The organism is Rhodoferax sp., from assembly GCF_037143375.1.
Taxonomy (GTDB): Bacteria; Pseudomonadota; Gammaproteobacteria; order Burkholderiales; family Burkholderiaceae_C; genus Rhodoferax.
Genome location: NZ_JBAWYV010000093.1, coordinates 1 through 12761, shown reverse-complemented (window position 1 = coordinate 12761; position 12761 = coordinate 1). Strand labels below are relative to the sequence as shown.

Annotated in this window: 15 protein-coding genes; 3 read left to right on the top strand and 12 right to left on the bottom strand. The window is 51.6% G+C overall.

Translation table 11 applies throughout. The features are described 5' to 3' along the window. Positions 1 to 434 precede the first annotated feature (434 nt). The 3 genes from lon to WCG50_RS13275 all read right to left on the bottom strand — a co-directional run bounded on the left by lon (position 435) and on the right by WCG50_RS13275 (position 3903). A complete protein-coding gene (lon, locus tag WCG50_RS13285) occupies positions 435 to 2765 on the bottom strand; it encodes an endopeptidase La (RefSeq protein WP_336900081.1) in 2331 nt (776 codons plus the stop codon). An 86-nt stretch (positions 2766 to 2851) separates the two neighbouring features. Then, positions 2852 to 3259, bottom strand: a complete 408-nt coding sequence (locus tag WCG50_RS13280) for an Hsp20/alpha crystallin family protein (RefSeq protein ID WP_336900080.1) — start codon at positions 3257 to 3259, stop codon at positions 2852 to 2854. Between the two features lie 104 nt (positions 3260 to 3363). After that, positions 3364 to 3903, bottom strand: a complete 540-nt coding sequence (locus WCG50_RS13275; protein ID WP_336900079.1) for a YMGG-like glycine zipper-containing protein — start codon at positions 3901 to 3903, stop codon at positions 3364 to 3366. A gap of 165 nt (positions 3904 to 4068) precedes the next feature. Between WCG50_RS13275 and WCG50_RS13270 the strand changes: the two genes are divergently transcribed. The 3 genes from WCG50_RS13270 (at position 4069) to ftsH (ending at position 6915) form a co-directional block, all read left to right on the top strand. Then, positions 4069 to 4572 carry an Hsp20/alpha crystallin family protein gene (locus WCG50_RS13270; RefSeq protein ID WP_336900078.1) on the top strand — a complete coding sequence of 168 codons (504 nt, stop codon included), beginning with the start codon at positions 4069 to 4071 and terminating at the stop codon, positions 4570 to 4572. Between the two features lie 3 nt (positions 4573 to 4575). Then, positions 4576 to 5052, top strand: a complete 477-nt coding sequence (locus WCG50_RS13265; protein ID WP_336900077.1) for a YbhB/YbcL family Raf kinase inhibitor-like protein — start codon at positions 4576 to 4578, stop codon at positions 5050 to 5052. A 69-nt stretch (positions 5053 to 5121) separates the two neighbouring features. Then, positions 5122 to 6915, top strand: coding sequence for an ATP-dependent zinc metalloprotease FtsH (ftsH, locus tag WCG50_RS13260; RefSeq protein WP_336900083.1), 1794 nt, complete (start codon positions 5122 to 5124; stop codon positions 6913 to 6915). Between the two features lie 43 nt (positions 6916 to 6958). Here ftsH and WCG50_RS13255 read toward each other — a convergent pair whose 3' ends face one another. The 9 genes from WCG50_RS13255 to WCG50_RS13215 form a co-directional block, all read right to left on the bottom strand. Further along, positions 6959 to 7171: a host attachment protein gene (locus tag WCG50_RS13255; protein ID WP_336900082.1), complete on the bottom strand. Its 213-nt coding sequence runs from the start codon at positions 7169 to 7171 to the stop codon at positions 6959 to 6961. Positions 7172 to 7507: 336 nt separating this feature from the next. Then, positions 7508 to 7645 carry a hypothetical protein gene (locus tag WCG50_RS13250; RefSeq protein ID WP_336900076.1) on the bottom strand — a complete coding sequence of 46 codons (138 nt, stop codon included), beginning with the start codon at positions 7643 to 7645 and terminating at the stop codon, positions 7508 to 7510. A gap of 90 nt (positions 7646 to 7735) precedes the next feature. Beyond that, complete coding sequence (locus WCG50_RS13245; RefSeq protein ID WP_336900075.1) at positions 7736 to 8149, bottom strand: response regulator; 414 nt, start codon at positions 8147 to 8149, stop codon at positions 7736 to 7738. A 547-nt stretch (positions 8150 to 8696) separates the two neighbouring features. Continuing rightward, positions 8697 to 8825, bottom strand: a complete 129-nt coding sequence (locus tag WCG50_RS13240) for a hypothetical protein (protein WP_336900074.1) — start codon at positions 8823 to 8825, stop codon at positions 8697 to 8699. 66 nt (positions 8826 to 8891) lie between these two features. Beyond that, entirely contained in the window at positions 8892 to 9146 is a 255-nt protein-coding gene (locus WCG50_RS13235; RefSeq protein ID WP_336900073.1) for a hypothetical protein, read from the bottom strand. A 490-nt stretch (positions 9147 to 9636) separates the two neighbouring features. After that, positions 9637 to 10077 carry a hypothetical protein gene (locus WCG50_RS13230; RefSeq protein ID WP_336900072.1) on the bottom strand — a complete coding sequence of 147 codons (441 nt, stop codon included), beginning with the start codon at positions 10075 to 10077 and terminating at the stop codon, positions 9637 to 9639. Positions 10078 to 10174: 97 nt separating this feature from the next. Next, positions 10175 to 11050: a nucleotidyl transferase AbiEii/AbiGii toxin family protein gene (locus tag WCG50_RS13225; RefSeq protein ID WP_336900071.1), complete on the bottom strand. Its 876-nt coding sequence runs from the start codon at positions 11048 to 11050 to the stop codon at positions 10175 to 10177. After that, on the bottom strand, positions 11047 to 11892 hold the full coding sequence (locus tag WCG50_RS13220) for a type IV toxin-antitoxin system AbiEi family antitoxin (RefSeq protein WP_336900070.1): 846 nt from the start codon (positions 11890 to 11892) through the stop codon (positions 11047 to 11049). Before WCG50_RS13220 ends, WCG50_RS13225 begins: the two co-directional genes overlap by 4 nt. A 76-nt stretch (positions 11893 to 11968) precedes the next feature. Then, positions 11969 to 12697 carry an integrase gene (locus tag WCG50_RS13215; RefSeq protein ID WP_336900069.1) on the bottom strand — a complete coding sequence of 243 codons (729 nt, stop codon included), beginning with the start codon at positions 12695 to 12697 and terminating at the stop codon, positions 11969 to 11971. Positions 12698 to 12761: the final 64 nt, after the last annotated feature.

The following is a 12761-nucleotide window of genomic DNA, read 5'->3' as shown; positions in this document are numbered from 1 at the left end:
CCCTACTGCGGTAACGCCCAACTTTCGGCATGTTGGAAAGCCGTGTCAACTGGGGCCAATAACATTCAAAATGCAGACCCACTTGCAATGGCCCTCATCAGCGATGTTCAATGCCCGGTTTGGAGGATGTATTTTCGATAACGGTACTACCGGTTAGGGACTCGATTCGTCAACGACGAGCGCCCATTCACATCTCGCTCACACTCAACTGCTGATAAAAGGGGTCTGGCTCGAATCAGCGAATATTCAGGTATTACGGAGCCAACGCCACAGCTGTTCCCACCTGACTTTGCCGTTTAGCGAGCAAGTGGGCTTCGCCATCAGCGGCAAACGGAAATCAGTGTTGTGTATTAAATTGACCTCTAGCCCTCGTGCCTATTGCGCAAGCAGCTATTATTTATGTAGCAAGTCTTGCAGGCCAATGAGGCTGGTCGCTACGGACTCGTTGCTTCAATGGCCGCGCGGGTGGCCTGCGTTACGTCATCCAGAAAAATAAACTCCAGCTGCTCCCGGGCCTGTTGGGGCACGTCGTCCAGGTCTTTCTTGTTTCGCGCGGGGAGTAATATTTTTTTAATACCCGCCGCCAGCGCCGCCAGTACTTTTTCCTTGATGCCGCCGACCGGCAGCACCAGCCCACGCAGGCTGATTTCGCCGGTCATCGCGGTGTCATTGCGCACCGGGCGGCCCATAAAGAGGGACGTGAGCGCAATGAACATCGCCACCCCGGCGCTGGGACCATCCTTGGGAATGGCGCCTGCAGGAACATGAATGTGAACGTCCATTTTTTCGAAAACAGCGGGGTCGAGCTTCATCGTGGCGGCACTCGATTTCAACAGGGTCAGTGCGGCCTGCGCTGACTCTTTCATCACATCGCCAAGCTGGCCTGTCAGGATCAAACGGCCAGTGCCGGGCGTACGGCTGGCTTCGATGAATAGGATGTCGCCGCCCACCGGCGTCCACGCCAGTCCGGTGGCCACCCCGGGCATCCCGGTGCGCAGCGCTACCTCGCGCTCGAACTTGACCGGTCCCAGCACGTCGGTAAGGTCAGGCCCGTCCACACGAACCGTCTGCACCTCACCCTCGGCAATGCGAACGGCCGCCCGACGGCACACTGCACCGATTTTCCGCTCCAGGTTTCGGACCCCGGCCTCACGGGTGTAGTCGCGAATAATCGTGGATATCGCATCGTCGGTGATCGTCAGTTGCTCGGGTTTGAGGCCTGTTTCATCCAACTGGCGTGCGACAAGGTATTTACGCGCAATCTCCAGCTTTTCTTCCCGGGTGTAGCCCGCCAGATGCAGCACCTCCATGCGGTCGCGCAAGGGGCCGGCAATTGGGTCGAGCACGTTGGCCGTGGCAATGAACAGCACCTGTGACAAGTCGTAGGGCACCGCCAGGTAGTTGTCCCGGAATGTGTTGTTTTGGGCAGGGTCCAGCACCTCCAGCAGCGCCGAGGAGGGGTCGCCATGAATGCCGGTGCCGAGCTTGTCAATCTCGTCAAGCATCATGACGCAGCCGCGGGTGCCCGCCTTTTTCAGGGCTTGCAGAATGTTGCCGGGCAGGGCGCCAATGTAGGTGCGCCGGTGGCCCCGAATCTCAGCCTCGTCATGGACACCGCCCAGCGAGAGGCGCACAAACTTTCGACCCAAAGCTTTGGCGATGGACTGCCCCAGCGAGGTCTTGCCCACCCCCGGAGGCCCTACCAGGCAAAGAATAGGACCATGGCCACCAGGCTTGAGCTTGCGAACTGCCAGAAACTCCAGAATCCTTTTCTTGACTTGCTCCAGCCCGAAGTGGTCTTCGTCCAGCACGCGACGGGCCTGCGCAACGTCGATCAAATCAGGCTCAGGCGTTTTCCACGGTAACTCGACCAGCCAGTCAAGGTAGGTGCGCACCATCGAATACTCGGACGATCCGTCGGACATGCGTTCCAGCCGTTTGAGTTCCTTGTCGGCCTGCTTGGCCACTTCTTCTGGCATACCGGCTTCTGTAATGAGATTGCGCAACTCGGTGATTTCAGCCGCATTGCCGTTGGCGTCTTCGCCAAGTTCTTTCTGGATAGTTTTGGCCTGCTCGCGCAACAAAAATTCGCGTTCACGCTGACCCAGGTGGGCTTTGGTGCGGCGATCGATGTCGCGCGAAATATTCAATACACCGATGTGGTGCACCAGCATGTCGAGCACGCGGTCCAGACGGCGACGCAGGTCTAGTTCTTCGAGCATCTCCTGCTTTTCAGCGGGCTTGATGTCCATGTAGCCCGCCACCAGATCAGCCAGTGTGCTGGGTGAATCAATGCCCTTGACGGTCTGGACCATTTCCTCTGGCACTTGGGGCATGAGCTCCATGACCTCAATGGCACGCTCTTTCAGATGCAGGAAACGAGCCTCAATTTCCTTGTCGTGGTCGACCTTTGCATCCACGATACGTTCAATGGTGGCGACGGTAAACGGAAAACCTGTTTGATATCCGAGGACATGAAAGCGCTGCAGCCCCTGGCAAATAATGTGATGCATGCCATCTTGTGTGGTGACATAGCGCAGGATGGTAGCAATAGTTCCTACTGTAGCCAAATCGTCAGCAGTCGGCGTGTCTTCCTCAGGGTCATGCTGCATCAGTATGCCAATCGGGCGCTCATTTTTTACGGCGTATTGGGCCGCAGCCACGGAGCTCTCTCGTCCCACGGAAATAGGCACAATCATTCCGGGAAAAAGAACCATGTTACGAACGGGGATAACGATCAAGGCATCGGCTGGAATGTCTCCCATATCGTCGACTAATTTCTCAGGTTTCGGCAGTTCAGGCTGGTCCCTGGATGGGTTATCGGTCGTGTTCTCCAATACATTGACCTGTTTCATTTCAGTCGGTCCAGGGTGAGTTTCAGGCAGCCGTTTTCCAGCAACATATCGGACAATTGAAAACTCCCAAAGGGCAAACGAATGCGACGCTCAAAACGACCATAGGGAATTTCCATTCGAAGCACAGCCCCTGCGCCGAGGCTGGCACCAAAGGAGCGCTCACCGCGAACCACGATCGCCTGTTGCTCCAGGACGACCTCAAATCGCTCAGGTGTTACACCCGGCAAGGCAATCAGTAAACCCAGTTCCCGGTCATTCACATACATGTCTACCGGGGGCTCCCAGTTGGGAGATTCGCCGGGTTGGCCAAGCCAAAAAAACTGTCGCTGCATTCGGTCAGCACTTTGCAGGAACTCCACGGCCTCGGCCAGCATCCAGGCTCTTGTTGTTTCCGATTGGCGCATTGAATTACCCTTTTGGTGTAGCAGTTATCACTGGCTTCAAAGCGTAGTTTTTTAATCCGGAGACTGTTTGATAAATCTCAAAAAAATGCTGCTGCCATATCTTTCTAGCGGATCGGAGGCAGCGGTAGGGGTATGGGTTCTGCTGACCATGAGGGCGTTCGGTAACTGCTGGAACCATGGCCATACGCCGGGACGTAATTGCCTTTTGAGTACATGCATTGCTGGTAAGCAATGTCGTAACGGCGCTGTGCGCTCCAAGCGGTCTCACTGCTTTGGCTGACGCCAGTCGCGCTGCCAATGACGGTGCCCATGGCAGCCCCCGTCTCAACATTGCGGTGCCCCCCCGCGATGGCCCCTGCTATGGCGCCAATCGCTGCGCCGGTAACCGTGGAGGACAGCATCCGCTGTGCCGCTGCATCATTGCCAGGCTGTCCAATCGAATGAGCAGCCCAGCCTCTGCAGAGTTGATCCTCCTGCATGAAAACATCAAAGGGTTTGTTTTGTGTGGGCATGACCGCAACCGTAGGTCCGGTGGGCATTTCGGCACAACTGGATAAAAGCATGGCCACCATGCCTGGTGCAATGAAAAGCGCCCATCGAGTGTGCTGTTGGCACACATGGAAAAGACGTTGTACAGCGTTCATCTGGCGCTCCTTGTGGGTGGGGGAATCGGATTTATTGGCGTATTTTTTATCCTGCAGGTGCAGGTCCTGATTGTGAAATATCAATCATGGTGTACGACCTGCGTCATAGAGTGACGCATTCTTCCTACTTCTATCAAATTCAATCGATGCCTGGAGATTCATGAAATGCTTAATTCATTGAAACAGACCGGAAAAAATGTGGGCCGGGAACTCAGCCGCGCTTTGGAGTCGGTCTCGGAAGGCTGGCGCGAATTGCTGAGTCGCAGTAGCAACGCCCTGACTCAATTTACGAATCATAAAAATGACGACCATTCAAGTAGCAGCGAACTTGCTACGTTTCCCCGCTGGAGCCTGCTGGCCGGTGAATTGGAAGAGACCCGCAAGGATGTCTTGGTTCGGGTTGAGTTGCCCGGCATGAATAAGGAGGATTGCCAGATCAGCATCGTAGGCAATGTCTTGTATCTGAGTGGCGAGAAACACTTTGAACGTGAAACGCATGACAGCACCTACCACGTCATGGAGCGTGCCTATGGTGCTTTCGAGCGTGCCATTCCCTTGCCGAGTAATGTGTCCATCGACAAGGCAGAGGCTAGTTTCAAAAATGGCGTCCTGACGGTGCGTTTGCCTAAAGAAGGGGGCAACAAAACTCAATCAATCAAGGTGTCCTGAGTGATGTCCCTCAATTTGAGTTCATCTTCTTTCATGCACGCAGGGATGATTCCGGCGCGCCATACGTGTGATGGCGTGGATCATTCCCCCTCACTGGCCTGGGCTGGAGAGCCTGACCGCACTAAAACGTTTGTTTTGATCATGGAGGATCCCGATGCGCCTGACCCCAGAGCGCCCATCATGACGTGGGCGCACTGGCTACTTTACAACTTGCCAGGGTCCACCCATGACTTGCCGGCGGGGGTGGTGTCCTCCAACCTGCCGACGGGCACGCTTGAGGGTGTGAATGACTGGAAAAACACGGGGTATGGCGGACCCTGTCCACCCATTGGGAGGCATCGGTATTTTTTCAAGCTATATGCACTGGATGTCAGGCTACCTGACTTGAAAAAACCCAATAAACAAATGCTTGAGCAGGCGATGCAGGGGCATGTGTTGGCACAGGCTGAACTCATGGGCCTGTATCAGCGCCGGCTTTAGGGCATTTAGCGTTGTTCTGGACTGTCAGACAATGTTCCTTAGGGGTAGGAATTGGGCAAAAAGCAGACATTGAACGTGGGCTACTGGCTCTTGGCCTTGGTGATGCTGTTCTGGTTGCAGAACTTCTGGCAAGTAGCCAATCAGGCCGAGGTCGTTCCTTACAGTGAGTTCGAAAAAGCCTTGAGTGAGGGGCGACTTGCCGATGTCACCATCAATGACCTCACTTTGACGGGGCGACTAAAAACGGCAGAAGGTCAAAAGACCGTTCTGGTGGCAGCACGGGTAGAGCCTGCCTTGGTCGAGCGACTCGACAAATACAACACCCCCTACACACGGGTTGTTGAAAACACACTGTTCAAAACCCTGGCGTCGTGGATCGTGCCGACCCTTATATTTTTTGCGCTGTGGTTTTTCATGTTTCGAAGTTTTGCTGACAGACAAGGCAAGGGTGGTTTTCTCTCGATTGGAAAAAGTCGCGCCAAAATATATGTCCAAACCGACACGGGGGTTACGTTCGCCGACGTAGCAGGGGTTGATGAGGCCCGGCATGAGCTTGAAGAGGTAGTGGACTTTCTTAAACACCCGTTCGAATACGGCAGACTGGGGGCGCATATTCCCAAAGGTGTGCTGTTGGTTGGACCTCCAGGGACCGGCAAAACGTTGTTGGCCAAAGCCGTGGCAGGTGAGGCGGGCGTGCCTTTCTTTTCAATTTCTGGCAGTGAGTTTGTGGAAATGTTCGTGGGTATCGGGGCAGCCCGGGTACGTGACCTCTTTGAGCAAGCTCGCACCATGGCGCCTGCCATCATCTTCATTGATGAACTGGATGCACTAGGGCGGGCGCGGGGTGCCTTTCCCGGCTTGGGTGGGCATGATGAAAAAGAGCAAACCCTGAACCAGTTGCTCTCGGAAATGGATGGCTTTGATTCCTCGGTGGGCTTGATTATTTTGTCAGCGACCAACCGGCCAGAAATTCTGGACCCTGCCTTGCTGCGTGCAGGGCGTTTTGACCGTCAGGTGCTGGTGGATCGCCCGGACCGCCAAGGTCGCACCGTCATACTTCAGGTGCATGTACGCAAGGTCAAACTCGACGTCGCGCTCAGGTTGGAAGACGTGGCAGCCCTGACGCCGGGTTTCAGCGGTGCTGATCTCGCTAATCTTGTGAATGAAGCCACGCTGGTCGCCACCCGGCGCAAGGCCAATCAGGTGACGATGCCCGATTTCACGCAAGCGGTTGAACGCATCGTGGCTGGACTGGAGCGCAGGAGCCGGGTGCTGAACGCCAATGAGCGCGAAGCTGTGGCATTTCACGAGATGGGTCATGCGCTGGTCGCGCTGGCACTGAAGGGTTCTGACCCAGTGCACAAGGTGTCGATTATTCCGCGCGGCATTGGCGCCCTGGGCTACACCATCCAGCGCCCGACCGAAGACCGCTACTTGCAAACACGGCCCGATCTGGAGCAAAAAATTGCCGTTCTGTTGGGCGGTCGGGCGGCGGAAAAACTGGTGTTTGGCATGCTCTCAACGGGCGCCGCTGACGACTTGGTTAAAGCCACTGACATCGCGCGAGATATGGTGACCCGTTATGGCATGGACGAGGACCTGGGCTATGTGGCCTTTGATCCCCAGCGTCAGCAAATGCTGGATTTGCCGGAGGGCTTGATGCCTCGCAGTTCGATGATGTCGCCGCAAACGCAGCACCATATCGACGAGGCCATTCGGGGTATTGTGATGGCCGGATTTGATGAAGCCGCCCAAATTTTAAGCACCAACCGCTATGTGCTTGAACGCGGTGCACGCGCCCTGTTGGAGAAAGAAACGTTGGACGAAGCCGCCATTCGTATTCTGGCGAGTGATTTGAAATAAGCCAGGACGATCATGTCGTCTCAGACCCGAATCGGGTAGCGGGTTAATAGTCTGGGAGTTCCAGGGCGTGGTCCACACGCTTCTTTAACTCGGGGCCGGTGTAGTGGGTGAGGTCGTTGGCGATGCAACGCTTCAGTACTTTTTCTGCGGCTTGGTTAAGGCAAGGTTTGAGATCTTCCAGCATGGGACTAGGGGCAATCACTACCAGTTCTGAAAAATGGTTCTCATTGACCGCATCGTTGAGGTAGTTGGCCAGTTGTCGTGCAAAAAATCGGCCAGTTCGTGAATTGAATGATCAGAAGGGTGTCGCTCAAAGCAACGTGCACGATGGGCATCAGCGATCAATATCCAGGTCTTTTTCATAATCTCTGCTTTCTATTGAATGTCAAAACAAGGGGTTCATGCCGCCAGCCAGGTACGCAAGCCTTCCTTAATCATGCTGTGGGCCAGTACCGTGGCCGTGGTGGTGCCTTCGCACGCCATTTCACTGGTGCCGTGGCAAGCTCGCGAAGCAACTGAGCGCCCATATTCTCGAAGCGGTCATCGAGTTCGATGGCTTGGCCACAAGAACACCAGAATTCATAATTTGAGGTCAAGCAAAGTCACGTTCCTGAATTACGGTTCGACCGCGCGGGCCCAAAGTTACCTTGACGGCTTCCGCCAGTGCATCCACACCACGCTTGATTTTTTCACGGACTGCATCATGAAAAACATGTTGTTTGGGTTGCATGCGCCGTATTTTCCTGAATGAATAAATACTAGGAGACACCCGCCATAGCCAAGATGAGAATTCTCAAGTACAGCAATATTTCCGTTGTGACTAAGAACACTCAGCTATAGGTCTGCTTGAGCAGCCTAAGGCATTTTCAAGTTTGGCAAGCAATGTGTCAGTGCGCAAAGGTTTGATGATGTAACCCATGGCGCCAAGTGGCAAGGTATCCTGCAGTGTTGTGATTCTGGCGTCGGAGCTCATGAAAATGACCTTGGTATTGCGCACAGACGCGTCAGGGTGCTCGCGTATTTTTTGGACCAACTCCAACCCTCCCATGGGTTCCATGTGAATATCTGTCAGCACCAGATCAGGCTTGAAACTATTGAGTAAATGCAAGGCGCTGACACCGTCTGTGCATGTTTCAATAAGTTGAATTCCTAGGCGGCGTAGTGAATTTACAGCGTAAGTTCGCATGGTGACATCATCGTCAACAACCAGAATATGAGCATAGGAGATTTTCATTTCACAGATTTTTTGCGAAAGTGAAGACGGTTGTATTGATAAATCAGGGGTTCCGTTAGATATTCAGCGACAGCGAAGGAACATCTTGGCGTAAGTGATACTTTGCAGTGGGCAGAATTTCGGCTGCGAGCTGCGGCAGTGTGACAAATGTCGAGGCCTAAGTTCATCGTTCTATTGCATGACAGAACCACGTATTCGTTGTTGCTGAGTCTGCCTCTGCATGCAAGTTCTGGCAAAAAAAACCCAGCCGGGTGAAGGCTGGGTTAAACAACAGAGAGACACGCCGATGAAGAAAGCGCGGGGTCATGAAACCCAAACCAAAATATAACTTCCCTATGTAAGTTTCCCGTGAAGCGCCGGTAAAGAATCAGACACGTCTGTTGCCATCAAAATATTGGCCGGCTAGGCCATATATTTTTGAGTCCTCTTATGTTGATATTTCGACCTCGTCATATTGAAAGTTGGTTCGCGTAGCTGGTCTGGCATACCTGCTGACATCCGTAACCGTGTTTGACAATTATCAATTTGAAAAACTGCAGTCACCGACTCAATAGAGTGTTTGCCCCATTTTGGGTTGATAAATTTCAAGAATTTCAATATGGCCTCCAGCAAACAGACCGATGAAATCGTCGACGTTGATCTTGCCCGTGCAGCCAAAACTGTCAATGCCTTGCATGAACAATGTGAAGCCGCACGAAAGTCGACTATTGCCATAGAAATAGGACATCACTTGATGACCGCATCAAACCGCTAAATTTTTATTGTTTGCAGAAGAATTCTCTTCATTCAACTTCTGCATGGCATTCGACCATAAAGCCCAATCTAATTCGCCACCATCGCCCTCAAAAACTTCAGGAGCAGGCATTGTGCGCGGGAGTTTTCGTCGCTCCATCATTTCGACATCTTCAGCACTGATTTTCTGTTTTAGGTTTGGCGCAACCGGAGTTAATGTGACTGCTGCTGCGGGAGTGCTGCGCTTAAAAAAATTGGTGAACATATGGTTAAACAGTAATTGCTTTGGACTAGGTAGCGCTTGATAACCATCAAATCAAAATATTAGCTGTCGTTTAAACGTACCACTGGAGTACTGAATTGGATTTGTTGCTGTTGGGGCTGTATGTGTTGCACTGTCTGCATGACGGCTGCACGGCGCAAAAGAGAAAGGGTTTGCAACTATTTTCATAGCTGCAAACCCTTGCTGGTATTGGTGCCCGGGGCCGGAATCGAACCGGCACTCCTTTCGGAGGGGGATTTTGAGTCCCATAGCGAAATGGCATAACCATGCGGGTTGCAGCCAGATTATAGGCGCATGAAATTTTGGATTTTGGTGCACTTTCCTCCTCTGAATGTAAGCGCATGCGCCTATGATTTTTCTTGAATTAGATGGTGATTTTGGTCTGTTGACGTCTTTCGTTGAGTTACAAAATCTGCCAAAGTGGGTGTCCGGATACTGTAAGTAAAGTCCTTGTGTTGAGCTTTGAATCGTATTATTCGAGTGCAGCGATGGCTGCTTTTCGTGTTGCGACGACGCGAGCTAAACCTTGTGCATTCGCAAACGATTCGAATGAAATGAAGCGCTCTGACTGCGGCTTTCTTGTCATCATTTGTTGGATCGCTGAGTCACTCTTTACAAACTCTTTGATAAGTGAATCCAAGTCGTTGTGCTTTAGATAATATTCAACGCGAACAAGTTCTGCCGCAAGTTGCAATTTTTTGATTTGAGCAAACTTATTGCTGCAAACATGTTGATTTGCAGAGCCATTGCGGACTTCAATAAAATCGCCGAGTGGCGTGGCTTCCAAAATCATTGATCCGCGGTTGACTTTAATTTTTGATGTAGATTTCAGTTTCCAATATTGATTCCACTCAAGCTGCCCGACAAACCGGAAATAGCTATCAAAGTCAGCTAGTTCTATATTTTTTTGCATTTTTAACGAGCAATTTAATGGTCACCGGTTGAATAGAAAAATTCATCGCGCGATGTAATACCGGGTGTGATCTGCAATAAGCGTTTGCTGTTGTAACCTATTCTGGTGGCAGGAGCAGGCCTGGGTATTTTTTGACACGTAAACCTGACAACACATTGTCAGTCAGTTTCCATGCCACTCCTGGGATGAGAGTAATTAATTCTCTCCAAACTTTTGCGAATGCTTGTATCGCATCTTGATCATTAAATTGGACTCCTGCCGGCAGAAGCGGCGCAATGTCTTCTGTCAGACTGCGTCCGAGCTTTTCCAACATGCGCTGTTCCGCGATAGCCCGTGATATAGGTTTTCCCTCCAGTGCAAGATAGTGGTTAAAACACGCGATGAGCTCACCTTGGTTGAGGGCCAGTTGGTCTAATCCATGATGAAGGTCGAACAAATCACGATTTTTACGACGTTGAAGTAAAGCCCGCAGTTTCGTACCAAATAACTCTTCAGGTGCGAAAGAAACTATGTCTGATGACCCTTGATACCAATCATTTTCAACAACAAATGGATAGGCACGATAGCCCATCATGCTGCCATGCTCACGTGTGTTGATTTCCACTTTCAACTTGAGTGTGGATTGCACATCGATCTCAGGTGTGAATTTATAGACCAGATGAATGGAGTGACCTGCCTGATCAGTAGCACACTTTCCAAGCCAGGCTAATGCCTTGCGAATGGCATCTACAGTCGCACCGATGGGCTCTGCAACTGTTTGCACTAAATCGATGTCTTCCGAATATCGGAGCGGTTGCTTGAAAAGTAACTTATTAATGGCTGTACCACCGCGGAATGCCAGCTTACCTTTCAATGTCGGCGCATTAAAAATATCGCATAGAGCGCGGCTGATAATCAGGTCTTGCTCAACCTGTCGCGAGTCGGGCCAGGGTGTTTTGGCACTCCAGGCTTGGATAAAGGAGCTGGGAATCAAAAGTCTATCTCCACTGTTTCATTAATGTAAAGCTTCCACTTTGCGCTCTTCTCGCAGAGCTCACTATGCATGGCCATCAAAGGTTGCACAGTTGGATCCAGAAGGAGGGCGGTTTTTGCTTTTTTTGCATGGGGCTCCAGGGCTTCGGCTTGCCGTTGGTGGCCAGACAATTCAAGGAGATACCCCAGTCTGCGCACGGTGGCTGTATCAAAGAAGGCCGCTAACTTGCGCAGATGTCGAGGATTGGCCTTGCTTCCAATATCTTTTACGATCTGTGCGACCCCATTTATGCCGCCGGCGTTATGAAAATATCGAGTGCAGTCCAGCAGTGCTAGTTCACGTCCGGCGATCTTCGCATATCCGGTATCAGTTTTGAGTTGATCAACATATTGAGGCAGATTGGTCTGGGAGAAAGCCTCAGGGCTCTGGTAAATGAATTGAATGCGGTGTCGTCCGATCGCAATATCACGCTGCTGGCGTGGCGTCAATACTTGAAAAACCATGGCTGCTTGATGCGACGATCCATGGAAAGAAGCAGCTCTGAGGAGCGAGATGCGATAGTCGAAGCCTAAGTGTTGCATGAGCCCATTGATCCATCGTGCTGGATCAGGCGCGCCTGTAATAAGATCCTCAGGGCGCAAAATCAGATAAAAATCGCGGCGTGGATTTGCCAGTCGGTGTCTTTTAATGAGACGGGTAATTGTCGCGGTTAGAGTTTGTGGCTTCAACTCAACAGCAGATTGGACTTCTGCGCGAGAAAAATAGGAGCTACCTTTGGTCAATCGACCGTCAATGAATTGATCAATGCTTAGCATTCCCAAATCGTATTCTAAAACGGACAAAAATGCAATCTAATTGCATACGATTTGGGGTTTGTTCAAGCATTATTTAAAATCGCAGGCCTCACTCCTCTGCGCATTAGCGAACAGCAGTCAATTTCGTTGCCTTGGTCCGGTAGTGGGCCTTGGTAACACTGATGTTCGAGTGCTGGAGTAATTTTGAAGCAGCGTCCATGTCTGGGGCAAGGTCTGCCGCACGCTTACGTGAATCACGTAAATACATGGCTTTAATATTATCAGCCAGTTCCGGATTGGCAGCCGCTGCGTTAGCACGAGCCAAATCGTAGCGGTCTCTCAACATTGATTGGGAAACTTGGCGTCCGGTTGGAGTGGTCAGCAGCATGACTGAGTCCACATTGCCTCTCCGTTCAAGAAGCGCAGTCAGTACCAGAGATTCTGAAACCTCAAAGAATGACCATTTTCCAGTTTTTTTAGCTTTAAATCTAAGTTTTCCATTCAGTGGCATCCGACACGTTCTGGCATCTGTAAGGCGCATACCTGTTGCTGTTGCGATATCCATACAATCTCGGAGCACTTGGTCAGCTTCTGCATATACAGCATCGAAAAGTTCGTCCGTTACTTCAAATTCTCGTGCCCCCTCTTTGTTTTTCCAGTCCTTCACGTTGGTGGCTGGCCATACGAGTTGGGTCATACCCCATTTTATGGCCCATCCCCACAGGATTGATAAAACCGCAAGTTCACGATTCCCTTGAGTTTTTGCAGTGCGCAATTCAAGATATTGCATCAAAATTGGCAGGGTGATTTCGTGCCATGCCATCTGGCCAAAAGCACCTTCAACATTTTTCAACTGCTTCGCATAACGAATAGCGTTTATCTGTCGCCGCCGCGATGCCAGCCAAGTTCACCGGTGC

Coding starts and splice junctions, on each gene's coding strand:
- WCG50_RS13270 (WP_336900078.1), top strand. CDS start 4,069: ATGCTTAATTCATTGAAACAGACCGGAAAAAATGTGGGCCGGGAACTC.
- WCG50_RS13265 (WP_336900077.1), top strand. CDS start 4,576: ATGTCCCTCAATTTGAGTTCATCTTCTTTCATGCACGCAGGGATGATT.
- WCG50_RS13235 (WP_336900073.1), bottom strand. CDS start 9,146: ATGTTCACCAATTTTTTTAAGCGCAGCACTCCCGCAGCAGCAGTCACA.
- WCG50_RS13250 (WP_336900076.1), bottom strand. CDS start 7,645: ATGCAACCCAAACAACATGTTTTTCATGATGCAGTCCGTGAAAAAATC.
- WCG50_RS13230 (WP_336900072.1), bottom strand. CDS start 10,077: ATGCAAAAAAATATAGAACTAGCTGACTTTGATAGCTATTTCCGGTTT.
- WCG50_RS13280 (WP_336900080.1), bottom strand. CDS start 3,259: ATGCGCCAATCGGAAACAACAAGAGCCTGGATGCTGGCCGAGGCCGTG.
- WCG50_RS13240 (WP_336900074.1), bottom strand. CDS start 8,825: ATGCAAGGCATTGACAGTTTTGGCTGCACGGGCAAGATCAACGTCGAC.
- lon (WP_336900081.1), bottom strand. CDS start 2,765: ATGGGAGACATTCCAGCCGATGCCTTGATCGTTATCCCCGTTCGTAAC.
- WCG50_RS13275 (WP_336900079.1), bottom strand. CDS start 3,903: ATGAACGCTGTACAACGTCTTTTCCATGTGTGCCAACAGCACACTCGA.
- WCG50_RS13245 (WP_336900075.1), bottom strand. CDS start 8,149: ATGAAAATCTCCTATGCTCATATTCTGGTTGTTGACGATGATGTCACC.